Genomic DNA, 26,350 nt, shown 5'->3' on the forward strand with positions numbered 1-26,350 from the left:
GTTAGCGAGACCTTTGCCACTAGTCGGCAAAGGTCTATTTTTTGGGTGTAAGCACAAGTTAAATTTACTTAAGCAGAGTCGAAAGGGAGGAATCTTGTATGGATTTTGGTTTGTTAATGGAATATGGATGGGTTCTGCTCATCCTCATTGCAATTGAAGGTTTGCTCGCTGCAGACAATGCACTTGTGCTGGCTATCATGGTCAAACATCTGCCGGAGAAAGAACGGAAGAAAGCATTGTTTTACGGCTTAGCAGGGGCATTTGTTTTCAGATTTGCTTCGTTATTCGCTATTTCCTTTCTGGTTGGAGTGTGGCAAGTACAGGCAATTGGCGCGTTGTACCTATTGTTCATTGCGCTAAACCATATTTTCCGAAAAGTCATTTTCAAGAAGCATGTCGATAATGCAACAGAAGACAAAAAAGAAACCAAAAAAGCGAGTGGTTTCTGGTTTACCGTATTAAAGGTAGAAGTTGCGGATATCGCATTTGCAGTAGATTCCATCCTGGCAGCTGTTGCGCTTGCAATGGCGCTGCCAACGACCAATTTGCCGAAAATAGGCGGAATGGATGGCGGTCACTTTGCAGTCATCTTTATCGGTGGTTTCATCGGTCTAATCATTATGCGTTTCGCTGCTTCAGCTTTCGTGAAGCTGCTAGAGCGCAAGCCTGGACTTGAAGTTGCTGCATTCGTTATAGTAGGTTGGGTAGGCGTCAAGCTGGCTGTTGTCACATTGTCTCACCCTAAACTGGGGATCATTCCAGAATCATTCTCCCATTCAGCAGCTTGGAAAATTACCTTCTATGTTGTCCTTGTCTTGATCGCGGTTATAGGTTGGTTCCTATCGAGCGACAAAGAGGAATCCAATGACGGTAAGGTAGCTACAAATAACAACTAATCTATTTTCAATATAAATCAGAAAAAAACTGTTGAGGAAACTCAACAGTTTTTTTCTTTTTATTAGCTTATAAATGTTCCGAATTCCTCTATATTACGTCACATTAAACCGTTAAGATTGCTTCATTATTTGATTCAGATTTTTGCGATGTTGTAAATTAGTAAATATATGCAATTCTGCAAATTCGGTTACAATTCCATTTTAACTGTGCTAAACTCAAACGAGTCTGTAGAAGAGTTGCCAATCTTCTTCCAAATTGCGGACAATTTGTATGTACGCTATAGAAAAAGGAGGTTCATTCTTAAATGATGAACACTAAATTCATACAACATAGTATGGCGCTTATTATTATATTTATGCTGGTATTTTCGGTTCCGCTCGAAGCTGCTCATGCTGCTCCGCCTGCTACATTAAAGGTAGGAAGCTCAGGACCCGATGTTCCGGATTTGCAATATCGGTTAAAAACGCTAGGTTATTTTAATAAAGACGTAACGGCTTATTTTGGCACAACAACGTTAGAGTCACTCAAACGTTTTCAGAAGGATTATGGTGTGGCTTCCGACGGTGTCGCAGGCGCACAGACCTGGAAAACACTTAAGAGTGTATCCGTGAATCAAGGAGAACTTGATTTGCTGGCAAGAATTATTTATGCAGAAGCACGTGGTGAATCCTATAAAGGACAGGTTGCAGTTGGAGCTGTCGTTATGAATCGATTGGCATCGTCCAGTTTCCCAGATACAGTTAGAGGCGTTATTGAACAGCCGCGAGCATTTACTGCCGTTGATGATGGACAATATAATCTTACTCCAAACAAACTTGCCTATCAAGCAGCACAGGAAGCTGTCAAAGGTTATGATCCAACAGGTGGAGCTCTTTATTATTTTAATCCAGAAACAGCTACCTCTGAATGGATTTGGTCACGCAAGCAAACCGGAAAAATTGGACGTCATATATTTGCAGTATAAACAAAAGATTCTTATCGACAATGTAACTTGCGATAAGAATCTTTTTGTATCTATCATATTTGCCAGCGAGATGTTTTCAAAAAGTTATGCAATCATGTTACAATAAGAAAGATAGTATCATACTTTTTTTAAACATTCTGGAGGTGCCAACATTGAAAGTTGAAATTTGGTCGGATTATGTATGTCCGTTTTGTTATATAGGAAAAAGGAAGTTCGAACTCGCGCTTGCAAAATTTGCGCATAAAGACAAGATCGAAATCGTATTCCGCAGTTTTGAGCTAGATCCAAGTGCTGATCCTAATTCAAATATAAGCACATACAGCATGCTTGCAACGAAGTATGGAATGAGCGTGGAGAAAGCAAAGGAAACAACGGCTAACGTAGCAGAACAAGCTGCAGCTGTAGGAATCACTTTTCATTTTGAAGGAACAGTTTCTACAAATACGTTTGACTCACATCGTCTCATTCACTTTGCTGCTGAGCAGGGCAAGGAAAAGGAACTTTCCGAGAGATTGTTTAAAGCTTACTTCATAGATGGCGTAAATATCGGCAATCGCGAGCGCCTTGTTGAAATCGCTGCTGAAGTTGGGCTTGACACTGCCGCAGCAGCTGCAATGCTTGAGTCTAACCAATTCGCTGACAATGTCCGTGGAGAAGAAGAGGAAGGCAGCAAGCTCGGCATTCGAGGTGTTCCTTTTTATGTAGTTGATCGTAAATATGCTGTTTCCGGCGCACAATCGCCTGAAGTGTTTTTGGACACATTAAATAAAGCGTGGGAAGAAAAACATCCAACCTTTATTCAAGTGAATGAAGGGGACGCTGATGTTACATGTACGGATGGTTATTGTGTTCCTGATCCATCAAAGTCGTAACAGCTTACGAAGGGCGGACATTTCATGGAGGAAACAACTCTAAGGAGCAACTGTCAAATTGAGCGAATTGGTAAAATTATCGAGTTGTCTCGCATGTCTGCTTTTATTTTAATAAATGAAAAAAGTATTGAAGTGCCATTAACGAAAGTCGCTGAGGGTGTAATCCTCGGCGACTTTGTTGTCTGGACAGGCAGCAGCTGGAATCGTAAAACGATCTTATGAAAAAACGTATTTGTCGGATTAGCTTTCACAACTTATAATAGATAACGGTATAAAAGTCAGACGTTCGTTAAGAAGCGACGACATGCAAATACTTAGGGGGTTTTAAACGTGACAAATGAACAACAACGTCTTCTTGTGTTCGCAGGCTCTTATGCAGAAGCAGAGGAGAATGGCGTGTACGTGTATGCATTCGATGAGCAATCGGGTACATTAACGTTGACGGACGCGGTTGCTGATTTTAAAAATCCGACGTTTCTCAATGTAGATGCAGACCGCAAGCTATTGTATACGATCTCCGAAACCGTGAATCAATCAGGTCTTAAGGTTGGAGAGGCTGCGGCATTTGCCATTGATACCAAGGAGGGCTCATTACGGCTCATAAACCGTAAAGAGACGGTTGCTTCGACGACCTGTCATATTCAGCGTGATGCGAATAGCCGTTATTTGACGGTTACTAGCTATCATGGCGGCATGATTGGACTATTTGGCATCACAGAAGAGGGCGCTATCGATCAAGAGCTTGATGTGAAACAACATGTTGGAAGCAGTCAGCATCCAGAACGCCAGGATCGTCCGCATCCGCATTCCTCGTTCTACAGCCCTGACGGTCGATACCTGTTCGTTTCTGATTTGGGACTGGATCGAATTGTCACTTATCGCTTGGATGATGCTGATCATAAGCTTATTCACCATGCCGAAATTTCTTTGCATCCGGGAGCAGGGCCGCGTCATCTGTCGTTCCATCCGAATGGTAAGTTCGTCTATGTCATTAATGAGGTGGATTCAACAATTACATCGTTTACATACGATAAAGAAATCGGCCAGTTGACGACTTTAGCAACCGTTAGCACTCTTCCGTCGGATTTTGAAGGTGAAAACTCTTGTGCTGAAATTACAGTATCTTCAGACGGCAAATATGTATATGGTTCCAATCGCGGTCATGACAGCATTGTTGTTTTCGCAATCGATGAACAAACGGGTGCTTTGTCGCTTGTTCAGCACATTTCGGTTGAAGGCGGACATCCACGTCATTTTGCACTGACGCCAAACGGCAATTATTTACTTGCTGCAAACCGAGACACAAACAATATCGTTACATTCAAAGTTAATAAATCAAGTGGACAATTGGCCTTCACTGGGAATAGCGTATCGTTATCTAAGCCAGTTTGTGTAATCCCTGTTTATTTAACGATGTAAATAATTAATGACGTAAGCATAGAGAGAAAAGGGGAATACAGAAGCGTGGCAACTAGCGAAGAAGAAAAACCGAAATTAAAGGCGACCAAAATTTTCAAATGTAAAAATCCGGACTGCAAGGCATGGGTTAGAGATGAGTTTGCTGCAACGGAGCAAACCTGTCCGATCTGCAAAGGACCAATGCTCAGAAGCATGAGGCATTTGCCAGCCGTTCAGAATAAGCCGAAACCTCAGCCACGTAAGCCGAAATCGGACTACTAAAATGTTTATTCAAAAAAATCCCAATCCTCTCATAAGAGCTGGATCGGGATTTTTTTATTGCACAGCGGAATCGTTCGACTAAAAATATGGTAGGATAGACATACAAACAATGACAGGATGGTACCCTATATGCTGTTTTATTTTGTCGCATTATTTACGGCAGCCGTAATTGTCATCTTAAATAATCGCAGGAGCGAATCGAATCGCTGGGCTGCTTTATTTTTGTTCAGCGCTTCAATTGGCGGACTCTCAGAAGTATTAATAGACTATGGTTTATTCTTAATAACTGATCTACTGCAATTTCTTAATTATACATTCACGCCTTATGCTGTTTTCGTATTCTGCCTACTTTATGCGTCTGTTCTAGACCATAACCGAATGAGAAAAAAACTGAAATTTTATCTTTCCATTCCGATTTTTTTGATGGCTTTATTTGTTATGATTTCTTCTGATGTGCAATGGTTTTTTAACCTTTTGCTGCTATGGAGCGCACCTTATTATATAATTTCCTGTTATTTATTAGTCGCATCCTTTTGGAAAGAGCGTGATGCAAGGATAAAGCGAAGTCGCTTTATCACCACAATCATAATGGTTCCAACACTGCTTGCTGTTCTAATCTTCATATATGTGGCAAAGGTGATTACGCCGGATTTTGAATTTTTTAATTATATTTCAGTCTTTATGATTTATTCGTTGTCGGTCGCGCTGTTATGTACCTTCATGTATGGTGTTCTTGGTGTTAAACTCCGCTTTGAGCATGATCCAATGGAAAGTACGATGCGAGCAGTTAGCACTGGCACTACGATGCTTAATCATACGATAAAAAATGAAATTGGAAAAATAGCCATCAGTACGGAAAATTTAAGAAATCTGCTGCCTGAATCGAATGAGCAATCTATGCAGCATATGCAGATCATAACGAATGCATCCAATCATATGCTTGAGATGATCAGCCGTATTCATAGTCAAATAAAGGACATTACCCTGAAAGAGCAGGCGGTTCAGCTCGATCAGCTCATCGAAAAAGTTCTTTTTCAGCATGAGGGTCTGATGCAAAATAAAGGAATTTCGTTAACCGCGAAGTATGAGCTGCGTCCTATCATCCAATGTGATCCCATTCATATAAGCGAGGCATTTGGTAACCTGCTCATGAATGCAAGTGATGCAATGCCAAATGGGGGAGCTATTGTAGTGAGGCTTGCAGCGTATAAGAATGGGGCGGAGCTTTCTGTGCAGGATAGTGGCATGGGCATCCCGGAGGAGAAGTTAAGCCAGGTGTTTGATCCCTTCTATAGCAGTGGGAAAAGTGGACGGAATTTCGGACTCGGCTTATCTTATGTATATAATGTTATGCAAAAGAGCGGTGCAAAGGTCATTCTGACCAGCCAAGAAGGTGTAGGAACACGTGCAGCCTTAATATGGCCGCGAAAAAAGATTTTAAAATGAGTAGAGAAGGAGGGAGCAACCTTGAGTCATATCAAAGTGTTTATCGTTGAGGATGACACGGATTGGATTAAAGCGCTCACTACTTTTTTGAATAAAGAGTCTGATTTGCTTGTTGTAGGAACGGCAACTAATTCTACCGATGCGATCAATCTTGCACACACGCTTACGTTTGATGTTGTACTAATGGATATTCAGCTGGAGGGCAGCAGGCTTGACGGCATTCATACAGCAATTCTTATGCATGAGCATTCTCCCGCCAAGATTATCATGTTAACGTCATTAAATGATGAGCAGACGATGACTCAGGCCTTTACAGCGGGTGCTGTACAGTATTTGGAGAAGACACGCTTTCAGGAGCTGCCGCAAACGATTCGTAACGCATATCATCATTCTGCTCCTATGGAGGCTTTACTTAACGAGCTGACTCGGCTAAAGCGCGAGGAGCAGCTTAAGGAATTAACAGGCGCAGAACGTGAAGTATTCGAGCTTATTGAAGCCGGCTACACGCAATCGCAAATTGAGAAGAAGCTTTACAAGGCAGAGAGCACGCTCAAAAATCAGGTCAATAAAATGCTCAAGAAGCTTGGCGTGCGCAGCAGCAAAGAAGCTGTGGAAAAAGTGAAGCGAAGAGGATTTTTCCAGCGGGATGAGAAGGAATAACCTATTTTACATAGCTAGAAGGCAAAGGGGTACTACATAACGTAGTACCCCTTTGTTTGTCGTTCTATGAAAGATGGAACTGCCGTTACTATACAGCTTGCGGTTAAAATAAAACGAGAGAGGGAGCGATTTAACATGGAAGCAATAACCTCACACAACGACGAAGCTGCTGTGCTGCTCATTGATGGAAATTGCATGTTATGTAATAAAATTACTCACTTTGTCGTGAAGAGAGATAAAAAGAAATATTTTCGATTTGCTGCGCTTCAGTCGCCTGTTGGCCAGCAGTTGCTTAAGGATGGAAATTTGCCTATAGATGATCTTGATACGTTTGTAATGGTGCAGTCGAATCAGTACTATACCAAATCCGAAGCGGCGCTTCGAGTATTTCGCAAGCTTGACGGCTGGTGGAGGTTGTTGTATTGGTTTCGCTTCGTACCGCTTGCTTGGAGAAATTATGTTTATCATATTATTGCGCGAAATCGCTATCGTTGGTTTGAGAAACATGAAATGTGCATCATCCCGACACCAGAGTTATTAGAGAGATTTTTGGACGATGGAATAGGAGGAGCATGAATGAATAGAAAACCGATTTACGTCGAGCTTGAAATTCGTGCAACACAGGATGAACTGTGGGCGTATACTCAAATCCCACAGCTGCATGAGCAATGGGATCTCCGATTCTCGAAAATTCAATATTTTCCAAAAAATAGTGAATCCGACATCCAGAAATTCCAATATGAAACGAGAATTGGCTTTGGTCTAAACATTAGAGGCACAGGAGAAACGAGCAGCACAATTTTCAAAGATGGAAATGAAAGAGTATCAACGTTAACTTTTGCTTCAGAGCAGCCAATCTCGCTTATACGAATCGGAGGCGGTTATTGGAAGTACAAGGATCTTGGAGACAAACAGTCCTTTATAACATTATTTAATTATCAGACTCGTTTCGGTATTGCAGGACGAATTTTGGATCGCTTTGTATTCCGACCCCTATTTGGCTGGGCTACCGCATGGAGCTTCGATCGATTGCGAATATGGCTTGAGGAACGTATTCCTCCTTCTGTAGTTGCAGAGCGAGCTTTGCTTCATTATTTGAGCGTCTGCTTCATCGTTCTGCTCTGGTGTTATGAAGGCCTTGTGCCTAAGCTCTTGTTCCCAGAAACGGGAGAGTTGACAATGATGAGGCAGGTGGGTTGGTTTAAAGGAATGGAGCTGCAAATGGTTCAATTGATCGGTATTGGAGAAATGGGACTTGGTGTGCTAATCGCTTGTTTCCATAGGAGAAAATGGATTTATATTATTCACGTATTGGTACTTATTTCATTAACAATGCCAGCGCTTCTATTCTATTCAGAATTGCTGAAGTCGCCTTTTAATCCAATTACGCTTACGTTGCCAATGATTGGTTTAGGCTTAACAGCCTATTTAAGCAGACGTCACTTGCCGCAAGCGAGCCGCTGTAAAAGACAATTTAAATAAACAGAATAGAAAAGGGGAAATCACGATGCGTTCTATATATGAACAAGCGTTAGGAGCTGATTTTCAAAAGCTCCATCCTCGCATACAGAAGCGTTTTGGCTTTTGCAGTCAAGATCGTACCGCGTCCATAGGCCATGGTGTCATGCAGCTAATTTGGTACAACAAACTTGCTGCACTGCCATTGTTTATTGGAACGCTCCGCCACATCATGTTCCCCCAAGGCGGCGTAAACATCCCGTTTTCAATAGAAAACTATGCATATGTAGATGCATTCGGACGTGAAACCGTCACGTGGATTCGCAAATTCAAGTTTCCAAGGACGATCCGCCATTTTGACGCAACGATGGTGTATAGCGGAGAAAGAGAGATTATCGTTGATTATTTAGGAAATAAGCAGCATTTAGCAGTCGATTTGGATGTTGCGGTTTCCACAAAGGGTGGAATTCGAATCATTTCGGGTGAGCAGCGTTTCTATGAAGGGTGGCTTCAATTTCGATTTCCTCGTTTGTTTACTGGCAGAGCAGAAGTGAATGAGTGGTATGACGATGAGGAGCGCTGCTACAAAATATCTGTGGACGTTCGGAACCCTATCCTTGGCCAAATTTTCCGTTATGAAGGCTCTTTCCAAGCTTCATTCGTGAATAGCGAGCATGAGGCGATTCCGATTGGAATTCGGCCATTACGTGAAGAGAAGAGGGAATAAACGGCTACTGCTGTTTATTCCTTTTTGTCACTTTCGTGTTTGGCGTTGTATAATAGAAGCTGACACGATAAGCAGGTCCAAGCTAACGAGGTAAATGCAGCTGGATCCATGGGAAACGGAGTACTAGACTAATGAAAAAATTTAAAAAGTTTTATATAGAGACGACAAGTATTTGCAACTTATCATGCAGCTTCTGTCCGCCCACATTGCGAGCGAAAGGTTTCATTAAAGTGGAGGATTTCAAAAAAACACTGGATCAGATCAAGCCGCATACGGATTATATTTATTTTCATGTAAAAGGCGAGCCAATGCTGCATCCTAAAATGGACGAGCTTCTTGATATTAGCCATGAGAAGGGCTTCAAAGTAAATATTACGTCCAATGGCACACTTATTACGAAAAACAAGGAAAAGCTACTGAACAAGCCAGCCTTGCGTCAAATCAACTTCTCGCTGCACAGCTTTGACGGTCATGCCGGTTCTACGAATAAAGAAGGTTACCTTGCTGAAATCTTAGCCTTCGTAAAAGAAGCGGTCGCAAGCAGCAATATTATTATTTCGTTTCGGCTATGGAACTTAGATATGGACAATGAAACGAATCAGCAGAAAAACAAAAACCGAGAGCTCCTGGGCATGATTGAGAAGGCATTTAATCTCGATTATAAAATTGAAGAAAAATTCATACCCGGCTCAGGTGTCAAAATAGCGGAGCGCATTTACCTAAACCAAGATCCTGAGTTCAAATGGCCGGATTTAAAAGAGCCGGAGTATAATGGGAAAGGCTTCTGCCATGCCTTAAGGAATCAAGCTGGCATTCTCATCGACGGAACAGTCATCCCTTGCTGCTTGGACGGAGAGGGCGTCATTAATTTAGGAAACATTCATGATACTCATTTCTCGGAAATTATTGAGAATGAGCGATCAACTAATCTCTATGATGGTTTCTCAAGACGGGAAGCTGTCGAGGAGCTGTGCAGGAAATGCGGCTATCGCCAACGTTTTGGGTGATTACTAGGATTATGCTAGTAGGTCAACAAGGCAATTTGTAATGACAAAATAACTATAGTAACGATTATTAATGAAATAAGTTATGTGAATTATAGGTATTGCGTTGGAATTGTTGAGTGGGGTCGTTTTGTGTTATGATTTATTCCGTGCTGTTCTTTGTCGTCTTTCTATCAATCAGAGAGTTAGGAGATTCAACTACACATGGATTTTATTACGATTTTAAAAGCGATTATTTTAGGTATTGTTGAAGGATTAACGGAATTTGCACCTGTATCCTCGACAGGACATATGGTCATTGTTGACGATATGTGGCTTCAAACGGAACAGTACTTGACGAAGTACGTTGCGAACACATTCAAAATTGTTATTCAGCTCGGCTCCATTTTAGCAGTAGTCATTATTTTCCGAAATCGTTTTATTGACTTGCTGGGCTTGAACAGAGGCAGCAAGGACGCTGCACAAGCTTCTTCTCAACCGAAGAAAAAGCTAAAGCTAACACATGTTATCGTTGGTCTCATCCCAGCTGGTGTACTTGGTCTATTGTTTGACGATTACATTGATGAGCATTTATTCTCGATACGTACAGTGCTAATTGGTCTAGTTATCGGAGCTATACTTATGATTATTGCCGATCGTTTTGGGCCTAAGAAACCTAAGATCGAGTCAGTTGACCAGATCACTTATAAGCAAGCCTTCTCCGTTGGGCTTATCCAATGTTTATCCCTCTGGCCAGGCTTCTCCCGTTCCGGTTCCACTATTTCCGGAGGGGTGCTGCTAGGCATGAGTCACCGCGCTGCTGCTGATTTCACTTTCATCATGGCTGTGCCGATCATGGCTGGTGCGAGCTTGTTGTCCTTGGCGAAAAACTGGGAATACTTCACGTTAGAGTCATTGCCGTTTTTTATCGCAGGTTTCATAAGCGCATTCGTTTTTGCACTTCTTTCGATTCGTTTCTTCTTGAAGCTTATTAACAAAATCAAGCTTGTACCATTTGCAATATACCGCATCGTGCTTGCTGCTGTAATCTATATCGTTTATTTTTAACCAATAGAAAAAGCCTGCTCCCTTATGATAAGGAGCAGGCTTTTTTTCGATTTATGGGCGCAACTCAATTGGTTTTTGAGCTTCATAGATGCCGATTCGACCTGAACATATAAATGCGATTACGCAGCCGATAAACATATAAATTGCACCTTCAGCCCCAAATAATTCAATGCCCATGATGAAGCAAGCGATTGGCGTCTTGGCAGCGCCGCTGAATACGGATATGAAACCAATGGCAGCGAGCAGGGGGACGGAGACATGGAGCAAACCTGCAAGTGCGCTTCCTAGCGTTGCACCGATGACAAAGAGTGGAGTTACCTCCCCGCCTTGAAAGCCTGTCCCAAGCGTTATAGCAGTAAATAGTGTTTTCAATAAAAAAACAAACGGAGAAACCGCCTCTTGAAAGGACTGCTCTAGGAGCGGGATGCCTAGTCCCAAATAATCACGTGTTCCGATCGTATAGACGAGAGCAATAATGAATAGTCCGCCCAAAAAACTTTTGAGAACAGGACTTTTAAACCATTTACTAAATAAACGTTTGAATCCTCGTACCAGCTGAGTGAATAATAATGCGGCTAGACCAAAAAGCACAGATGCAATGAAAACTTTGACAATGAGCAGCCAATCGAGCGGAGGGACATCGCCCATTGAATAGGAGATATGTTGAACTCCCCACGCGGTAGCAACCAAATGGCCAACATAACTCGCGATAAAGCAGGGGAGCAGCGCTTCATAACTGATGACGCCGATTGCAAGTACTTCTAGTCCAAAAATTGTTCCAGCTAAAGGTGTGCCAAAGACAGCACCAAAGCCGCTGCTAATGCCGCACATCAAAATGATTTTGCGATCAAGCGGGCTGCTTTTAATTAGCTTGCCAAACCATTCCGCTAAGCTGCCGCCCATTTGTACTGCAGTACCTTCACGACCAGCAGATCCACCAAATAAATGGGTGATTAAAGTTCCAATTAGAACAAGTGGTGCCATTCTTAATGGGATGAAGCCATTACCGGTATGTATTTGCTCTATGATTAGATTATTTCCTCTACCTGCTTCTTTCCCAAACTTGAGATAAAGATAACTTACGAAGGCACCGCCGAATGGCAAAAGCCACAATAACCACAAATGTTGTATACGCGTTTCGGTTACGAATTCAAGACTGGCTAGAAATAATGCGGAAGCAGAACCAGATAGGATGCCGATCACTCCAGCAATGAACAGCCATTTCAACATATATTTGGCAAGTGTGAGCGGTGCGAAATGCCTTACATCAATCATGCATGTGAACTCCTTCGTTGGCTCCCTGAGAGAAGGAATATGTTGTATTGTTTCTATTAGCTATTATACAACACTCCTAGAAGAGGTAAAGAAATTCATATCAGCGAATCAAGTGAAAACCAGCCGTCATAGACACCGTAAGAAATCCAAACCAAGTGATAAATATTGACGAGAAAGTAGATCAATACCGTAATAAGAATACATGGGTTGATCCAATACCGATTTTTCATTCGATAATAAATGAGGATTAGCAGCAGCGGGAGCAGCAGCTTCATCCCATAGTAGCTAACGATATTCCAGTCATAAAGTTTTTGTACGAGTGGATTGAGCTCCTCGATTAATGATAGCCTCAAGCCTATATCTGTAAATAAAGCGTCGGCAAAGCAAAGAAACAGCAATCCGAACAGCAGCGGTTTTAAGTCCCATTCTTTGAGAGCAGTAATGGCCATTAAGCCTCCATTCTGAAAAAATGATCTGGGTTTTGCATAATAGATGCATATGCCTCATATGGATTATCATTCCTAAGGAATTTCTGTGGAATAAAGGAGGCCTAACGTTGAAGCGAATATTGATTGGAAGTCCCATTCGCCAAAGACCGACCATATTGCGTCACTTTTTAGCCTCGCTTGCGCGAATCGAAGCAAGCTCTTTTAAAGTAGATTATTTCTTTATTGACGACAATGATAATGAGGAGTCCTCGCAATTGCTGAGCGATTTTATATCGAAGCAAAAAGAGAACAATGAAAGTGAAACCATCTTAATAAAAGGCGATTCGATAACACCATATGCCAGGGATGAGTTTACTCATTACTGGAGCAATGATTTAATTGATAAAATCGCAAGCTGGAAGGATCATATGATCCAAACAGCGAGAGAGCAGCAATATGATGGACTATTCCTCATTGATTCGGATTTGCTGATTCACCCGGAAGCAATTGAATCTTTGATTTCTTCCGAAAAAGAGATCATTTCCACTATTTTCTGGACACAGTGGCAGCCTAATACGATGGAAATGCCGCAGGTTTGGCTGAAGGATACGTATTGGCCGTTTCAGTCAGATGGAACAGTAAAAGCCGGTGACGGTGCGGAAGCGGCTGTCATGTTTCTAATGAAGCTTAGAGTACCTGGTGTTTATCAGGTTGGCGGCCTTGGTGCATGCACGTATATCACTCGCTCAGCACTGGAGAAGCCGATATCATTTCGGATGATCTCGAATGTATCATTTTGGGGCGAAGATCGTCATTTCTGCATTCGAGCAGTTGCTCTTGGCATCGATTTGTATGTGGACACCAGATACCCAGCCTTTCATATCTACCGAGAATCGGATATTGAGCGCGCTATATTGTTTATGGAATCCACGCAGGACAAAGCATATACAAATTCGAATATGTTGCCAGCACAAGGACCTACGATCATTGTGCCCACAGCAGGTCCTAAGCTTACGTTATCTATGATCGTAAAAAATGAGGGAGAGCGCTTTTTAAAGGAAGTGCTTGAGCATCATAAGGAATATATAGATCATGCGGTCATTATTGACGATGGAAGCACGGATCATACCGGGGAAATCGTTCATGAATGCCTTGCCGGCATTCCGTTGACCTATATTAAAAACGAAAGCTCGCAATTTCATAATGAAGTAAAGCTAAGAACGCAGCAATGGGAAGAAACGATTCGCATTCGGCCGCAGTGGATTCTGAATATGGATGCGGATGAATATTTTGAGCAAAAATTCAAGGAAGAGCTGCCAGTGCTGCTAAACGATACGGGAACGTTCACTTATTTGTTTCGATTATTTGATTTTTGGTCGGAAGATCATTATCGCGAGGATGTATACTGGAATGCCCATAGCGTGTACCGCCCATTTTTATTGAAATATGTAGAGGGATTTTCTTATGTGTGGAAGCAAACCCCTCAGCACTGCGGGAGATTTCCTGAAAACATTTATTCACTTGCTAATAAGACGTCAAACCTGCGAGTAAAACATTTCGGCTGGGCGCGGGAGCAGGATCGTTTGCATAAATACGACCGGTACAAGAAGCTTGATCCTGATGCGATTTATGGCTGGAAGGAGCAATATGAATCCATTTTGGATGAGAAGCCGAATCTGGTGAAATGGATAGAGTAATAAAGCAAATAAACCATAACCTTTGACTAAGCATACACTCTAGTGATATATTTGAGTGTACGATTAGTGCAGGAGATTTCACAACCGGCTGTGTGTCCGCATACAGCCGGTTGTGCCTACTATATGGAGGCAAGCAACCTTGAATAAATATCCATTTGAGTTTGACCCGAAACAACCTTTTATACAACAGGCTAGCGATTGGATCGCTGATGTTTTTTATGAGAAGCTGCCTGAAGCTGGTTTTGAAATTAGAGATGAACAAATTTATATGGCTTTTCAATTGGAACGTGCTTTTGCAGATAAACAAACGATATTTGCTGAAGCTGGAGTTGGAACAGGTAAAACATTCGTTTACTTGTTGTATGCGATCACCTATGCTCGGTACACAAGAAAACCAGCAATTATTGCTTGTGCCGATGAATCCTTAATTGAGCAGCTTGTAAAGCCTGAAGGCGATATTGCAAAGCTTGGAAAATATTTGGATCTAACGATTGATGCTAGATTAGGCAAATCAGCAGATCAATATATTTGCTTGAAAAAGCTGGATAATGCGAGAGCTGGACAAGATAACGCGGAGCTATATGACAATATATATCGTGAACTTCCAAGCTTCGTCCATAAGCAGGATTCTATGCAAAGCTTCCATCCATATGGAAATCGCAAGGACTACCCAAGCTTAAATGATGAGCAGTGGAACGAGCTGGGCTGGGATGTATTTCAGGACTGCTTAGTGTGTGACGTTAGACATCGCTGTGGTCAAACACTCTCACGCGACCATTATCGCAAATCTGCAGATGTCATTATTTGCTCGCATGATTTCTATATGGAGCATATATGGACATATGACGCAAGAAAACGTGAAGGCCAGCTTCCATTGCTGCCAGAGTACAGCTCTGTAGTATTTGATGAGGGCCATCTGCTTGAAACAGCCGCACAGCAAGCGCTGACTTACAAGCTGAATCATGCTGTTTTTGAAGGAATCGTCATAAGACTGCTGCAAGAAGAGATTCGTGAAACTCTTGCTGTAGCTGTTGAGGATGCGATTGCCCAAAGTGAATTCTTATTTAAAATGTTGAATAAGCACAGCCAGAAGGTTCCTGCTTCGGATCGCAAGGAAATCATTTGGAGTGCGGAGCTTATTCGTGAAATTAATCGTTTGCAGGATACGCTATCGGTTATAGAAGAAGAGCTCGTATTCGAAAGCGGCTTATACACAATCGATACGTATCAGCTAAAAATCGTTGAAGAGCATTTGGAAATGATTCAATTTGCGCTTTCCTTATTCAAGCAAGCGGACAAGCCAATTAGCTGGGTTTCGCAGGATAAAGAAGGAACGTCACTCGTCATCATGCCAAAAGTGGTGAAGGAAGTGTTGAAGGAGCAAGTTTTCTCTCGTAAAATGCCAATCGTATTTTCCTCAGCAACGCTCTCGGTTAACGGCTCATTTGAATATATGATGGACATATTGGGAATGGATAGCTCATTATCGTTCTCGGTTCCATCACCATATGACTATGAGCAGCAAATGACTGTGGAGATTCCAAAAGCTGAACAGTTTACGGCGCTTAACGATAAGGTAAATGAAACGTATCGCTTGCTTAAGCAATCAGGCGGAAGATCGCTTATTTTGTTCCCATCGATGGAGCAGCTAGAGCAATTTAAGGCAGAATCGGACAAGCATGCGGATTGTGCGGCTTATACTTTCTTTTATGAGGGCACAAGCGAAATTAGCTATTTGATTGAACAGTTTCAACAGGATGAAGCCAGCATTTTATGTGCAGTGACATTATGGGAAGGTTTAGATATTCCTGGTCCATCTCTTTCCCAGGTTATTGTGTGGGAACTTCCGTTTCCTCCAAATGATCCATTATTCGCAGCGAGACGGAATGACTCGGAATTACCATTCGAACAAGTGGATATGCCGTATATGCTGCTTCGATTACGTCAGGGCATTGGACGTTTGATTAGAACACGTGAAGACAGCGGGAAAATCGTTATTTTTGGCCAAAAAATGAATGATAGCTATGTGCGTGAACAAGTGGAAGGTGTGCTTCCGAAAGGTGTAGCATTAAGTTATTCCTAAAAAGAGAATAAGGTTCAAATAAGGAGAAGGGGAAACCCTTCTCTTTTTTTTATTCCTGCACTTTGAACGAACATAAGTTTATAACCTACCCATTACGGCAAAAATAGGAATAATTCGACAAAAAACAACAAGGAGTGTATGTGCTATGGCTTTACACGATCAGATAAACATTCCTAATTGGACGGTATGCGTACAAGCTGTTGTCACCCTCGTGATTCCTCTTCTTATCTCATCTATTTTTAATCGTTATCGCCAAGCTGATGATGAATAATCCGATGAGCGAAAATATTCAAGTTCGGCTGAAAGCCATTCATGAACAAATGGAGTTTCATTCCGATGTTTTGGTGCGTGAGTGCTCTATTGGGGATACGGGTATAAGCGCAGCTATTGTTTTTGTAAATGGATTAGCAGATTGTGATTTGATTGATCAGCATATTTTGAGAGCGTTAATGTCTGTTCAAGGAGAAGGCAAAACCGTCTCAAAATCGTTTTTAACCAATCAGATATTAACTGTTAGCCAATTAAGTGAAGTCCATTCTTTAGAAGAAATGCTGCCAAAAGTATTAATGGGTGCAACAGCAGTGCTCGTTGATGGAATTGATGAAATTATTATCATTGGCACTGCAAGGAGCAAATCCCGAAATATTGAGGAACCAATCTCTGAGGCATTAGTTAGAGGGCCGAGAGCAGGCTTTAATGAGAACTTATCCGACAATACTGCGATTCTAAGAAGACATGGTGAAAATGCCAGCCTATCATTCATGAGCATGCATGTTGGCACACGTGCTAAGAAGCAGCTCATCATTGCTTATATTAAAGATATTGCTGATCCTGAATTAGTTGAAAAGGTCAGGCACAGGGTAAGCAAGATCGATATTGATAATTTACCCGAATCAGGATACGTTGAGCAGCTGATCGAGGATAATTTTTTGAGTCCATTTCCACAGGTGCAGAGTACGGAAAGGCCCGATCGGGTCATTGGCGCGTTGATGGAAGGCAGGGTTGCTATTCTGCTCGACGGTACCCCTTTTGCGTTGATTGCTCCTGTTACATTTAGCATGCTTCTGCAATCACCGGAGGATTATTATGAGCGTTGGATGGTTGGCACATTGCTCAGAATGCTGCGTTTTCTTGCCGCTTTGATCTCATTATTGACACCAGCGATGTACATTTCCTTTATATCGTTTCATCCAGGCCTTATCCCAACTAAATTGGCGATTTCTATCGTTGGGGCTAGGGAAGGGGTGCCTTTCTCATCACTAGTTGAAGCGCTCATTATGGAGGTAGCGATTGAAATATTGCGAGAGGCAGGGCTTCGACTGCCAAAACCAATTGGACCGGCCATGGGAATCGTTGGTGGTTTGATTATTGGTGAAGCGGCTGTTCGAGCTGGAATCGTGAGTCCGATTTTGGTTATTGTCGTTGCGCTAACTGCGATATCGTCGTTTGCAATTCCGCAATACAATGCTGGGATAGCGCTTAGAATGCTGCGTTTTGCTGCAATGTTCTGCGCTGCTGCATTCGGTTTGTATGGCGTAATTTTGTTTTCCTTAATGTTATGCGCTCATATTGTCAAACTTAAGAGCTTTGGCGTCCCCTATGCGAGCCCGGCAGTTCCATATCGCGTTAAAGATTGGAAAGATTTTATTGTTCGCATGCCGATATTTATGATGAAAAAACGACCTGAAATGCTGAAGCCGAAAGATAATACACGCATGAAGAATTGAATTTGGAAGAAGGCATTATATGAAAAAGATGTCCAATGATCGTATTACAACCGTTCAAACCGCTGTGATCATTTCAAACTTTATGCTGGGTTCAGGAATTCTTACGTTGCCTAGAGCTTCTGTTGAAAAAGTAGGGACACCAGATGTATGGATATCGGTACTGATCGGGGGAACGGTTGCCTTATTAGTAGGCGTGTTTATGGCTGCATTGGCAAAATTGCATATCAATCAAACGGTATACCAGTTTACTCAGAAGCTTCTCGGAAAATGGATAGGAGGCATAATTGGCATCGCGTTTGTTATTTATTTTTTCATGACAGCTGCTTATCAGGTGCGTGTTTTATCTGAGGTTACGGAATTTTTTCTGCTGGAAGGAACGCCTCCATGGGTCATTGTCATGGTTTTTATTTGGGTTAGCTTCTATTTGATGACCAGCGGCATTAATCCGATTGCGAGGTTATTTGAGGTCATTTTGCCGATAACTATCGTTATTTATGTATTAGTCATGTTAATGTCTTTACGGATATTCGAAATCGATCATTTGCGGCCTGTATTAGGGCAAGGAATCATGCCTCCTCTCAGGGGGGTCCAAACAACCTCACTGTCCTTTCTAGGCGTAGAAATTATATTGATTTTAACTGCATTTATGGATAATCCGAAAAAATCGGTAAAAGCCGTCGTCTATGGCACAGCGATTCCGTTCTTTATTTATTTGCTGACCGTAATTATTGTAGTAGGCGGGCTATCGATAGATGTTGTCATTACGCGGACGTGGCCAACACTCGATCTTGTACGCAGCTTTGAGCTTTCTGGACTAATATTTGAAAGGTTTGAATCGTTTTTCCTTGTCATTTGGATTATGCAAATCTATTCTTCTTTTGTCATTACGTATTATGCTGCAGCCTTGGGATTGTCACAAGTATTCAAAGCAAAAATGATGAAATGCTTATATTTCTTACTGCCCATTGTATTTCTAGTTTCCACGCTTCCCAAAAATACGAGCGCTCTGTTTGTATACGGCAGCTTGCTAGGCAATACCGCTCTTTATTTGTTTGTCTCTATGACCATCATATTGTTTGGTATGACGAAGTGGAAAAAAAGGAGTGTAAAATGATGATGATCCACAGCAACAGTCGGGGACGATTTTTACTAGCATGCCTATGCACGCTAACGCTGCTTGTCCAAACGGGTTGTTGGAGCAAGGATGAGATTGAGGATCTTGGGCTATATGTCGGAATAGCGCTTGATGTTGCCAGCAAAACGGAAATTGAGAAAAAAATGGATAAGCTGAGTACCTCTAATCGGAAAAAGGATCTGATCACCTACACGCTGCAAATTATAGATAAACAATCAGAGGGGAAAGACAGTGAATCTTCAGGCGTTGTAGCGGCTAAACCTTATATAAATGTTTCGGAGACAGGAGATTCGCTTTTTGAAATGGTGAGAGGATTTTCAGCTCGAATGGAGCGTCCTGTCATCGGTCATCATTTGAAGGTGATCGTTATAAATGAGATGTTGTCTCGAAAATACAGCATGAATAATCTCCTTAGCTTTATGTTGAGGGATAATAATATTCGGCCGAATAGCTTAATTGTCATGAGCAGCGGAATGGCTAGAGATGTATTTGAATCAAAAGGTACTAACATTATACCTTCGTTCCGTGTAATTGAGATGATCGGTAATCGTTATCGTACATTGAAGATCATACCTCCGATGTCGCTTATTGCAGTAGAGGGTAAAATGCATGCAAAGTCCAGCTATTTACTTCAAAATATCGTAGCTGCTGAAGGTGAGATTGAATTTTCAGGTGCAGCCGTTATTAAGGGGAAAACCCAAAAATTCAAAGGGCTGTTATCGGAGGAAGAATTGTTAGGCATAATGTGGTTGACTGGCGAAGGCAAAGGCGGTTTAGTAAAAAGCTATGATCCTGAAACGAAGCAGGTCATTGCCTATGAGATCAAAACGCTTAAAAGTAAAATAATTTCACAGGTCAAGAATGGAAAAATTAGTTTTCACGTAAATATAGAATCGGATGGTCGACTAATTGAAGAGTGGTTAATTGACAACGAGCCTCTGGATCATAAATTTGTAACCAAAGCTGTACATTCATCAGAGAAGGAAGTAGGCCGACTCGTGAATAGAGCCTTACATAAAATTCAAAAGGAATATAAAACAGACGTCATGGGTTTCGGTACTAAACTAAGCATATCGCATCCAAAAGTATGGCAAAAGGTTAAAGAGGATTGGGATGAAGAATTCAGTCGCATTCCGATTACGTATAGCATTAAACTAGCTATTACGGATACAGGAGCAAAACGGAAGCATTGATCGCTATTTTTATCGAAAAAATCATCATTTCTGCGGATAAAAAACTGCGTGAAATACATATTTCACGCAGTTTGCTTTTATATCAACTTTTAAGCTATCATAATAGAGTAATGGTCACTTAAATAGAGTGTGAAAATAGGTTTTTTATGGAGGATTTGCTTGCGAATGGGACAACATGAGGTGACGGATAGCTACGGCTTGGAAATGGACTTATTTTCGATTTGGATGAAAAATAAAGGGATGACCAAGTCCACACATCAAGCCTACATAAATGATGTTCGTTTTTTTCTACAGACGGTACATCCAACAGAAACAAAACATATTACGAAAATGGATATTATGCGCTACATGGCCGTTTGCCGCGAGAAGGGGGCAGGGGATGAGGCGCGCAATCGCAAGCTTTCTTCTTTGCGTTCATTTTTTAAAGCGCTGATCGAGATGGAGCATTTGGAAGGCAATCCTGCTGCACTTATCGCAAAGTCCAAGCAGGAGAAAAATCGTATTCCGGTTTACTTGGAAGAAAATGAACTCGAAGCGCTTCTGCAAGCCATACAGGGGAAATATTATATTCGCAATGTAGCAATTGTTTTATTAATGTCCTATGCCGGTCTTCGCGTCGGTGAGGTACACCGGATGAATGTACAGGATTTCAGGCAGGATGGATCGATTCATATTCTCGGGAAAGGGCGTAAATGGCGCGTTATCCCATTGCCGGATGCGCTGCAGCATGTATTGAATGAGGCGCTTGCTGAACGCAAGGAATCCAGGCAGGGTAAGGAGCAGCCGTTTTTTGTATCGCAGTTTGGACGAAGATTATCTATACGAATGATACAGACCGTCGCTGATGAAACGATCAAGCTGCTAAAGGAGACGATGCCTGCACTTGCGGATAAAAGGCTATCGAGCCATAAGCTGCGGCATTCATTTGCAACGATGCAAATTCGCAGCGGTACAGACATACGAACTTTGCAAGAGCTGCTTGGGCACGCGAGTATTGAAACAACACAAATTTACACGCATATTGATAATAAACAGCTTCGAAATGCGATGAACAACATTTCCAGAAAAATCCCAATGAAATTTCAGAATAAGGATACATAATAATAATTATGTAAACAAATAACGAAATTATAAAATAATGCAGCAAAAAAAGCTGATGTCAGGTATATGTAGTATCTGACATCAGCTTTTTATATTAGTGGACGCCAGCTGCAACCAGCTTGCGTCTTTCTTCACGTTCTTCTGGCAGCAAACGAGGGCAGGTATAACATTTCACACCATCAACACGACAATCGTACATACAGCATGAAGAGCGAAGAACGATTTGCGGACCTCCAGGTGACCACGGATCGTCGATATACCGAGGCTTGTGAACAAAAGGGTTCCGTTTCCGATTAAATACCTCAGCAGGCAGACCGAGAATGACCTCAAGATCGCGCTGTACAATTGTCAACAGTGACTGATCGTTCATATTATTTTTCAGAAAATCAATCACACCCTGCAGTTGTCCACCGGCCTGGTTCCAGATCATGGCGGATTTCACATCGGCGCTTATGGCTACAGCTTCGACGATATCGTTAATCTCATCCGTAAAGCTAGTTCGGAAGGCATTCTCTAAAAACTGCTTTCTTTCTTGTTCTTCGGTTGGCACATCTGTCCAGCGAAGCTCATTAATTTTGAAGCCCAGATGGGCATGATATTCGTGTTTCTCAAGCTGATAAGTTAAATTATGTAGCGATAAATCCAAATAACGGTTGTATTGGGCAGCAAAAAATAGATTCGTTATGCACAAATTAAAGAAGGACATGCCTACAAAGGAAGCAGCTAGTTGCATGCCCGTTGCTTGCACCATTTCTCCGGCTTTTACAAGTGTTGCATGAGCAGTTTCTTTATCATAAAAGCTGGTCGCTGGCAGCTCAAGCAAGGGATGAGCGGCACCTTTCGGAGAAATGTGAAAATATGTTTCTACAAGTGTAAAGTCCATGTCATGTGCCATGTATTTGTGCCCCATTTCGGTTTCTCAAAATATACTTATAGAGTAGGTATACTCGATAATGATTATCATTATTCCACTCTATAAGTATAGGAGGGGGCTAGCGGACTGTCAATATTAATGGCTCTACAATTGCTTTAACTCGGTTAAGCCCTTCCCACATATCTCCTGGGCCATCGTATATGAGAACATAAGCACCCTTAAACCCAACTCGTTCAACCTCAGTAAGATAGGAGACTAGCTCGTCCTTATCAGGGACACCGGCATCATCATAGGTAGGCTTAACATGAACAGAGACGCTTAGTGGTGCTGTATCGCCGATTTCACTGATTTTGTCCGCGCTATGATAGTTGCCGAAGTCGGTTATAAAGCCTACTGCTTTACCCGCATGCGCAAGCAGCTTAAGACTGCTTTCCGATGTCGACGTAAGCGCTTTGAAATTTTCAGTTATAACATGAACATTTCTAGAAGCAGCATATTCAGCTAGCTCGGACAAGGAGGAAGCGGACAATTCAATGGCAGCATCATCACTTGGTGAAGATTCGCCAGCAATGACACGAATTTGTTTCGCCCCGCATTGTGAAGCAACATCGATCCAATCCCGTATGAAACTAAGATCTGCTGTTCTTTTAGCCGCATCTACTGTTGTTATGTCGCCATAGTCGAGCAGCAAGGTATCAAATTTAATCGCAGCATTATCGAAAGAGAGGCGAAGCTGCTCAAGATAAGCCGGATCTGTTGAAGGAAAATGAAAATGGCAAACTTCAAGCGCTTGATAACCTCTAGCAGCTGCCTCAACTGGAAGGTCTAGCAAAGTCGTAAGCTGCGGTTGTTCTTGTACACGCGTTTGATGAGTATTCGTTTCGGTATCCCATACCGTCCAGTGAAGAGGTCCAAGATTGCGATGTAAGCTCCATGTGCTGATTGATAGATATGACACTATATATCCCGCCTTTACTATATTATTTAATCCTAAGGCTAGCATAGCACGCAGCAAGCCGAAAAAAAGCTTCGCTTTTGGCATATTACTCCTCTAGTTGGTCATTTTTGTGGGATATTGAAGTGAAAGAATGAATGCTCTTCAGAATAAATTCATATTTATCCTCGCTTTATCCGCACAATTTCTTGTTAGCATGAGGAAAAGAAGCGAGGGAGTGACCAACAATCATGGGAATAAAACAATCGTTAAAGGAAAAATGCTTGTTTCTGTATAAGTTTTTATATAAGCCTATGGAAATCGGCAGTGTCATGCCGAGCTCCAAGTATTTGGCCCAAAAGATGGTCGAGAGCGTCCCATGGCATGAGGTACTGGCGGCAGCGGAGCTTGGTGCTGGCACCGGTGCGATAACAAAGCATATTCAGGAAGCTGCTCACCAACAAACGAAAGTTTTGCTTTTTGAGACAGATCCGTTTATGTTAAAAACATTGGAAGAAAATTACCCAAATTTTGCATGTTATGAGAACACGACAAACTTGCAAGCAGCCTTACAGCAAGAAGGAATTGAGCAATTGGACTGTATCATTAGCGGCTTGCCTTTTTTCAATTTCCATCAGACACTGAGGGATGTGCTGATCGCGCAAATAGTAAACTCCTTAAAGGATGATGGATGGTTTGTTGCCTTTCAGTATTCGCAGCAAATGAAGAAGCAATTAAGTTTACATTTTCATATTGAAAAGATCATTTTTGTACCTATCAATGTTCCGCCTGCTTTCGTATACGTTTGTAGAAAAAAATAGCCTTTATAAGCATGTCGTAAAACTTCATTTAAGGAGGCAAACAAGTGAGCATGACGATTTTGGTTGTTGACGATGATCCGGAAATTCGTGATATACTACACATTTATTTAAGGAATGAAGGATATCGTGTAGTGGAAGCGGTCGATGGACAGCATGCAGTAGAGGTTATCAACCGCGAACCCGTCCATTTGATTATTCTGGACGTTATGATGCCCAAATGGGATGGGATTAAAGCTTGCCTCAAAATTAGAGAGGAACACGATGTCCCCATTATTATGCTTTCTGCAAAGGGCGAAGATATCGATAAAATTACAGGCCTATCCACAGGGGCTGATGATTATGTTACAAAACCGTTTAATCCATTGGAGCTGCTGGCGCGAGTCAAAGCACAGCTGCGAAGGCAAAGCTTGACGGTTCAGGCGGCGAGTGCTTCAAACGAAATTACGATAGATGCGCTTATCATCAATAAGGATCAGCATTTGGTTACAGTAAAAGGCCAAGAACTAGCACTAACACCTATCGAATTTGCAATATTGCTGCTGCTCGCATCGCACAGGGGGCAAGTCTTCAATATCGATAAAATTTATCAGAACGTATGGAAGGACCAATCCGCCTTTTACTCCGAAAATACGGTCATGGTTCATATCCGCAATATTCGAGAGAAAATCGAAGATAACCCAAGAGAACCGAGATATATAAAAACGGTATGGGGAGTTGGCTATAAGATTGAAAAATAATGTGAGCAGTATGCTAATGGGACTGCGCAGCATTCGTGGTCTTATGCTGTGGGTGCCCGTCCTAAGTTTCATCATTGCCGTCGTTTTTATCGTGGGAATGGATCATTTTACTCGAACACAGTTTGGGTTTATACTCAATAATTTCATATCGTTGCCTTTATTTTTCGGTATATTTATTTTTTTCTTCTTTGTTTTTACGCGTGGTGTGGTCAGTTACTTCAAAGAAATAACGTATGGGCTAATCATAATAGCTGGTGGTGATTTGGAATACCGCGTTCCGTTAACAAGGCAGGATCAACTGGGTATCGTTGCTCAAAATATTAACCATATGGCTCAGCAGCTGCAAACGCAGCAAGAGCGAGAACGAATGCTCGAACAGTCGAAGATGGAGCTAATCACACATGTTTCGCATGATTTGCGGACTCCGCTTACGAGCATTATCGGATATTTAGATTTATTGAAATCACATGCCTTTCAAGATCCAAGTGAGCAAGAGCGATTTATAGACAATGCTTTCCACAAGACGCAGCAGCTTAAGAAATTGATCGATGATTTGTTTGAATATACACGACTGACTGGCGGAGATCACAACTTCATTAAGCAATCCGTAGATATCAACAAACTAGTAGAGCAGCTTATTATTGAATTTGAGCCTGTTGCTGCCGAGCAGGGAATCATTGTGGTGAAAAGCTTTTGTGCAAGACCGATATGTGTAGAGAGTGATACGCAGAAAATAGTCAGAGCTATTGACAATCTTTTAATCAATGCGCTCAAATATTCGATCAAACCGAGTGTGATGACGGTAAAAGCAACTGCCTCGAACGATATATTTCGGTTAACCATTGAAAATGAAGGAGTACCGATTAATTCTCATGAGGAAGCGCAATTGTTTGATCGTTTTTTCAAGCGGGAGTCGAATGATATTCGCAGCTCTATGCCAGCTGGTACAGGTCTTGGACTTACCATTGCCAAACAAATAGTAGAGATGCATGGAGGAGAGATTGGCGTTATTCATGACAACGGCCATTATATTTTTTGGATTGAAATGCCGATAAGTTTTGGCTAATTAGCAAATTAGCATTATAATAAACATAGAGGCTGAATAGTCGCAGTTTTATAGAGATTTCTTAATGGAAGGAAAGAGAAAGATGGAAACAAAACGTGTAACGACAGATGAGCAAATGGAAGAAGCGTACCTGATTCGAAAAACAGTCTTCGTCAAAGAGCAAGGCGTTGCGGAGGAAGTAGAGCTTGATGAATACGATGCAATCGCTGATCATGTTCTTGTATATTACGAGAATGTACCTGTTGGAACAGGCAGAGTGCGGATCGTCGATGATATGGCAAAAATAGAGCGGATTTGCGTATTAGCTTCACACCGCATGCATAAACTCGGCAAAGCAATCATGGATGAGCTTGAGTTGATCGCGCGTGAAAAGGGGCTTAAGAAAGCGAAGCTGCATGGACAAGTTCAAGCAGCAGCTTTTTATGAGAAGCAAGGTTATGAGGTAGCATCCACCGTCTTTATGGAAGAGAATATTCCACATGTTAAGATGGTTAAAGATTTATCACATTAAATAATAATGATGA

General features: G+C 41.9%; 27 protein-coding genes. 23 read left to right on the plus strand and 4 right to left on the minus strand.

All coding sequences use genetic code 11. The features are described 5' to 3' along the window. Positions 1-98 precede the first annotated feature (98 nt). The 13 genes from AC1DM9_RS09245 to AC1DM9_RS09305 all read left to right on the plus strand — a co-directional run bounded on the left by AC1DM9_RS09245 (position 99) and on the right by AC1DM9_RS09305 (position 10,755). Positions 99-896, plus strand: coding sequence for a TerC family protein (locus tag AC1DM9_RS09245; protein ID WP_076265871.1), 798 nt, complete (start codon positions 99-101; stop codon positions 894-896). A 308-nt stretch (positions 897-1,204) separates the two neighbouring features. Continuing rightward, entirely contained in the window at positions 1,205-1,861 is a 657-nt protein-coding gene (sleB, locus tag AC1DM9_RS09250) for a spore cortex-lytic enzyme (RefSeq protein ID WP_477579783.1), read from the plus strand. 152 nt (positions 1,862-2,013) lie between these two features. Beyond that, positions 2,014-2,733, plus strand: coding sequence for a DsbA family oxidoreductase (locus AC1DM9_RS09255; RefSeq protein WP_477579593.1), 720 nt, complete (start codon positions 2,014-2,016; stop codon positions 2,731-2,733). 24 nt (positions 2,734-2,757) lie between these two features. Then, positions 2,758-2,955 (plus strand): hypothetical protein, encoded by a 198-nt coding sequence (locus AC1DM9_RS09260; protein WP_441882349.1) that lies wholly within the window; start codon positions 2,758-2,760, stop codon positions 2,953-2,955. A 108-nt stretch (positions 2,956-3,063) separates the two neighbouring features. After that, entirely contained in the window at positions 3,064-4,152 is a 1,089-nt protein-coding gene (locus AC1DM9_RS09265) for a lactonase family protein (RefSeq protein WP_477579596.1), read from the plus strand. A gap of 45 nt (positions 4,153-4,197) precedes the next feature. Beyond that, positions 4,198-4,413 carry a cold-inducible protein YdjO-related protein gene (locus AC1DM9_RS09270; RefSeq protein ID WP_076265875.1) on the plus strand — a complete coding sequence of 72 codons (216 nt, stop codon included), beginning with the start codon at positions 4,198-4,200 and terminating at the stop codon, positions 4,411-4,413. Positions 4,414-4,542: 129 nt separating this feature from the next. Beyond that, positions 4,543-5,859 carry a sensor histidine kinase gene (locus tag AC1DM9_RS09275; RefSeq protein WP_477579598.1) on the plus strand — a complete coding sequence of 439 codons (1,317 nt, stop codon included), beginning with the start codon at positions 4,543-4,545 and terminating at the stop codon, positions 5,857-5,859. Between the two features lie 21 nt (positions 5,860-5,880). Next, positions 5,881-6,519, plus strand: coding sequence for a response regulator (locus AC1DM9_RS09280; protein ID WP_477511845.1), 639 nt, complete (start codon positions 5,881-5,883; stop codon positions 6,517-6,519). Between the two features lie 135 nt (positions 6,520-6,654). Then, a complete protein-coding gene (locus tag AC1DM9_RS09285) occupies positions 6,655-7,095 on the plus strand; it encodes a thiol-disulfide oxidoreductase DCC family protein (protein ID WP_477511846.1) in 441 nt (146 codons plus the stop codon). Then, a complete protein-coding gene (locus AC1DM9_RS09290; RefSeq protein WP_477511847.1) occupies positions 7,096-8,001 on the plus strand; it encodes a DoxX-like family protein in 906 nt (301 codons plus the stop codon). Between the two features lie 25 nt (positions 8,002-8,026). Next, on the plus strand, positions 8,027-8,704 hold the full coding sequence (locus AC1DM9_RS09295; RefSeq protein ID WP_477511848.1) for a DUF4166 domain-containing protein: 678 nt from the start codon (positions 8,027-8,029) through the stop codon (positions 8,702-8,704). A 131-nt stretch (positions 8,705-8,835) separates the two neighbouring features. Further along, entirely contained in the window at positions 8,836-9,711 is an 876-nt protein-coding gene (locus AC1DM9_RS09300) for a radical SAM/SPASM domain-containing protein (protein WP_441882331.1), read from the plus strand. A gap of 201 nt (positions 9,712-9,912) precedes the next feature. Continuing rightward, positions 9,913-10,755: an undecaprenyl-diphosphate phosphatase gene (locus tag AC1DM9_RS09305; protein WP_430058959.1), complete on the plus strand. Its 843-nt coding sequence runs from the start codon at positions 9,913-9,915 to the stop codon at positions 10,753-10,755. A gap of 51 nt (positions 10,756-10,806) precedes the next feature. Here the strand turns inward: AC1DM9_RS09305 and AC1DM9_RS09310 are convergent, their stop codons facing one another. Continuing rightward, positions 10,807-12,030 carry a voltage-gated chloride channel family protein gene (locus tag AC1DM9_RS09310; RefSeq protein ID WP_477579601.1) on the minus strand — a complete coding sequence of 408 codons (1,224 nt, stop codon included), beginning with the start codon at positions 12,028-12,030 and terminating at the stop codon, positions 10,807-10,809. A 95-nt stretch (positions 12,031-12,125) separates the two neighbouring features. Beyond that, on the minus strand, positions 12,126-12,479 hold the full coding sequence (locus AC1DM9_RS09315; protein WP_441882325.1) for a DUF5658 family protein: 354 nt from the start codon (positions 12,477-12,479) through the stop codon (positions 12,126-12,128). A 107-nt stretch (positions 12,480-12,586) separates the two neighbouring features. On the opposite strand from AC1DM9_RS09315, the gene AC1DM9_RS09320 reads away from it, so the two are divergent. From AC1DM9_RS09320 to AC1DM9_RS09345, 6 genes are all read left to right on the plus strand, one after another. Continuing rightward, entirely contained in the window at positions 12,587-14,155 is a 1,569-nt protein-coding gene (locus tag AC1DM9_RS09320; RefSeq protein WP_477579603.1) for a glycosyltransferase, read from the plus strand. A gap of 139 nt (positions 14,156-14,294) precedes the next feature. After that, positions 14,295-16,238 carry an ATP-dependent DNA helicase gene (locus AC1DM9_RS09325; RefSeq protein ID WP_441882319.1) on the plus strand — a complete coding sequence of 648 codons (1,944 nt, stop codon included), beginning with the start codon at positions 14,295-14,297 and terminating at the stop codon, positions 16,236-16,238. A 260-nt stretch (positions 16,239-16,498) separates the two neighbouring features. Beyond that, entirely contained in the window at positions 16,499-17,965 is a 1,467-nt protein-coding gene (locus tag AC1DM9_RS09330) for a spore germination protein (protein WP_477579605.1), read from the plus strand. Positions 17,966-17,984: 19 nt separating this feature from the next. Then, complete coding sequence (locus tag AC1DM9_RS09335; protein ID WP_477511853.1) at positions 17,985-19,079, plus strand: spore germination protein; 1,095 nt, start codon at positions 17,985-17,987, stop codon at positions 19,077-19,079. After that, complete coding sequence (locus tag AC1DM9_RS09340) at positions 19,076-20,293, plus strand: Ger(x)C family spore germination protein (protein ID WP_477579607.1); 1,218 nt, start codon at positions 19,076-19,078, stop codon at positions 20,291-20,293. Before AC1DM9_RS09335 ends, AC1DM9_RS09340 begins: the two co-directional genes overlap by 4 nt. Positions 20,294-20,458: 165 nt before the next feature. Further along, on the plus strand, positions 20,459-21,394 hold the full coding sequence (locus AC1DM9_RS09345) for a tyrosine-type recombinase/integrase (RefSeq protein ID WP_477579609.1): 936 nt from the start codon (positions 20,459-20,461) through the stop codon (positions 21,392-21,394). Positions 21,395-21,488: 94 nt separating this feature from the next. On the opposite strand, the gene AC1DM9_RS09350 is transcribed toward AC1DM9_RS09345, so the two are convergent. Together AC1DM9_RS09350 and AC1DM9_RS09355 are read right to left on the minus strand one after the other, a co-directional pair. Continuing rightward, on the minus strand, positions 21,489-22,289 hold the full coding sequence (locus AC1DM9_RS09350; RefSeq protein WP_477579611.1) for a (2Fe-2S)-binding protein: 801 nt from the start codon (positions 22,287-22,289) through the stop codon (positions 21,489-21,491). A 97-nt stretch (positions 22,290-22,386) separates the two neighbouring features. Beyond that, the gene (locus AC1DM9_RS09355; protein ID WP_477579613.1) at positions 22,387-23,226 is read right to left on the minus strand and encodes a sugar phosphate isomerase/epimerase family protein; all 840 of its coding nucleotides are present in this window, start codon (positions 23,224-23,226) and stop codon (positions 22,387-22,389) included. A 227-nt stretch (positions 23,227-23,453) separates the two neighbouring features. Between AC1DM9_RS09355 and AC1DM9_RS09360 the strand changes: the two genes are divergently transcribed. From AC1DM9_RS09360 to AC1DM9_RS09375, 4 genes are all read left to right on the plus strand, one after another. Beyond that, complete coding sequence (locus tag AC1DM9_RS09360) at positions 23,454-24,023, plus strand: class I SAM-dependent methyltransferase (protein WP_441882301.1); 570 nt, start codon at positions 23,454-23,456, stop codon at positions 24,021-24,023. 50 nt (positions 24,024-24,073) lie between these two features. Further along, the gene (locus AC1DM9_RS09365; RefSeq protein WP_477579785.1) at positions 24,074-24,760 is read left to right on the plus strand and encodes a response regulator; all 687 of its coding nucleotides are present in this window, start codon (positions 24,074-24,076) and stop codon (positions 24,758-24,760) included. Continuing rightward, positions 24,750-25,826 (plus strand): HAMP domain-containing sensor histidine kinase, encoded by a 1,077-nt coding sequence (locus AC1DM9_RS09370; protein ID WP_477579614.1) that lies wholly within the window; start codon positions 24,750-24,752, stop codon positions 25,824-25,826. Before AC1DM9_RS09365 ends, AC1DM9_RS09370 begins: the two co-directional genes overlap by 11 nt. Before the next feature lie 82 nt (positions 25,827-25,908). Then, positions 25,909-26,337 (plus strand): GNAT family N-acetyltransferase, encoded by a 429-nt coding sequence (locus AC1DM9_RS09375; protein WP_076266124.1) that lies wholly within the window; start codon positions 25,909-25,911, stop codon positions 26,335-26,337. The last annotated feature ends 13 nt before the right edge of the window (positions 26,338-26,350 follow it).

Source organism: Paenibacillus sp. 01T431, from assembly GCF_056398625.1.

Coding starts and splice junctions, on each gene's coding strand:
- AC1DM9_RS09335 (WP_477511853.1), top strand. CDS start 17,985: ATGAAAAAGATGTCCAATGATCGTATTACAACCGTTCAAACCGCTGTG.
- AC1DM9_RS09315 (WP_441882325.1), bottom strand. CDS start 12,479: ATGGCCATTACTGCTCTCAAAGAATGGGACTTAAAACCGCTGCTGTTC.
- sleB (WP_477579783.1), top strand. CDS start 1,205: ATGAACACTAAATTCATACAACATAGTATGGCGCTTATTATTATATTT.
- AC1DM9_RS09340 (WP_477579607.1), top strand. CDS start 19,076: ATGATGATGATCCACAGCAACAGTCGGGGACGATTTTTACTAGCATGC.
- AC1DM9_RS09245 (WP_076265871.1), top strand. CDS start 99: ATGGATTTTGGTTTGTTAATGGAATATGGATGGGTTCTGCTCATCCTC.
- AC1DM9_RS09375 (WP_076266124.1), top strand. CDS start 25,909: ATGGAAACAAAACGTGTAACGACAGATGAGCAAATGGAAGAAGCGTAC.
- AC1DM9_RS09305 (WP_430058959.1), top strand. CDS start 9,913: ATGGATTTTATTACGATTTTAAAAGCGATTATTTTAGGTATTGTTGAA.
- AC1DM9_RS09275 (WP_477579598.1), top strand. CDS start 4,543: ATGCTGTTTTATTTTGTCGCATTATTTACGGCAGCCGTAATTGTCATC.
- AC1DM9_RS09350 (WP_477579611.1), bottom strand. CDS start 22,289: ATGGCACATGACATGGACTTTACACTTGTAGAAACATATTTTCACATT.
- AC1DM9_RS09310 (WP_477579601.1), bottom strand. CDS start 12,030: ATGATTGATGTAAGGCATTTCGCACCGCTCACACTTGCCAAATATATG.
- AC1DM9_RS09345 (WP_477579609.1), top strand. CDS start 20,459: ATGGGACAACATGAGGTGACGGATAGCTACGGCTTGGAAATGGACTTA.
- AC1DM9_RS09290 (WP_477511847.1), top strand. CDS start 7,096: ATGAATAGAAAACCGATTTACGTCGAGCTTGAAATTCGTGCAACACAG.
- AC1DM9_RS09330 (WP_477579605.1), top strand. CDS start 16,499: ATGATGAATAATCCGATGAGCGAAAATATTCAAGTTCGGCTGAAAGCC.
- AC1DM9_RS09300 (WP_441882331.1), top strand. CDS start 8,836: ATGAAAAAATTTAAAAAGTTTTATATAGAGACGACAAGTATTTGCAAC.
- AC1DM9_RS09360 (WP_441882301.1), top strand. CDS start 23,454: ATGGGAATAAAACAATCGTTAAAGGAAAAATGCTTGTTTCTGTATAAG.
- AC1DM9_RS09365 (WP_477579785.1), top strand. CDS start 24,074: ATGACGATTTTGGTTGTTGACGATGATCCGGAAATTCGTGATATACTA.
- AC1DM9_RS09285 (WP_477511846.1), top strand. CDS start 6,655: ATGGAAGCAATAACCTCACACAACGACGAAGCTGCTGTGCTGCTCATT.
- AC1DM9_RS09260 (WP_441882349.1), top strand. CDS start 2,758: ATGGAGGAAACAACTCTAAGGAGCAACTGTCAAATTGAGCGAATTGGT.
- AC1DM9_RS09295 (WP_477511848.1), top strand. CDS start 8,027: ATGCGTTCTATATATGAACAAGCGTTAGGAGCTGATTTTCAAAAGCTC.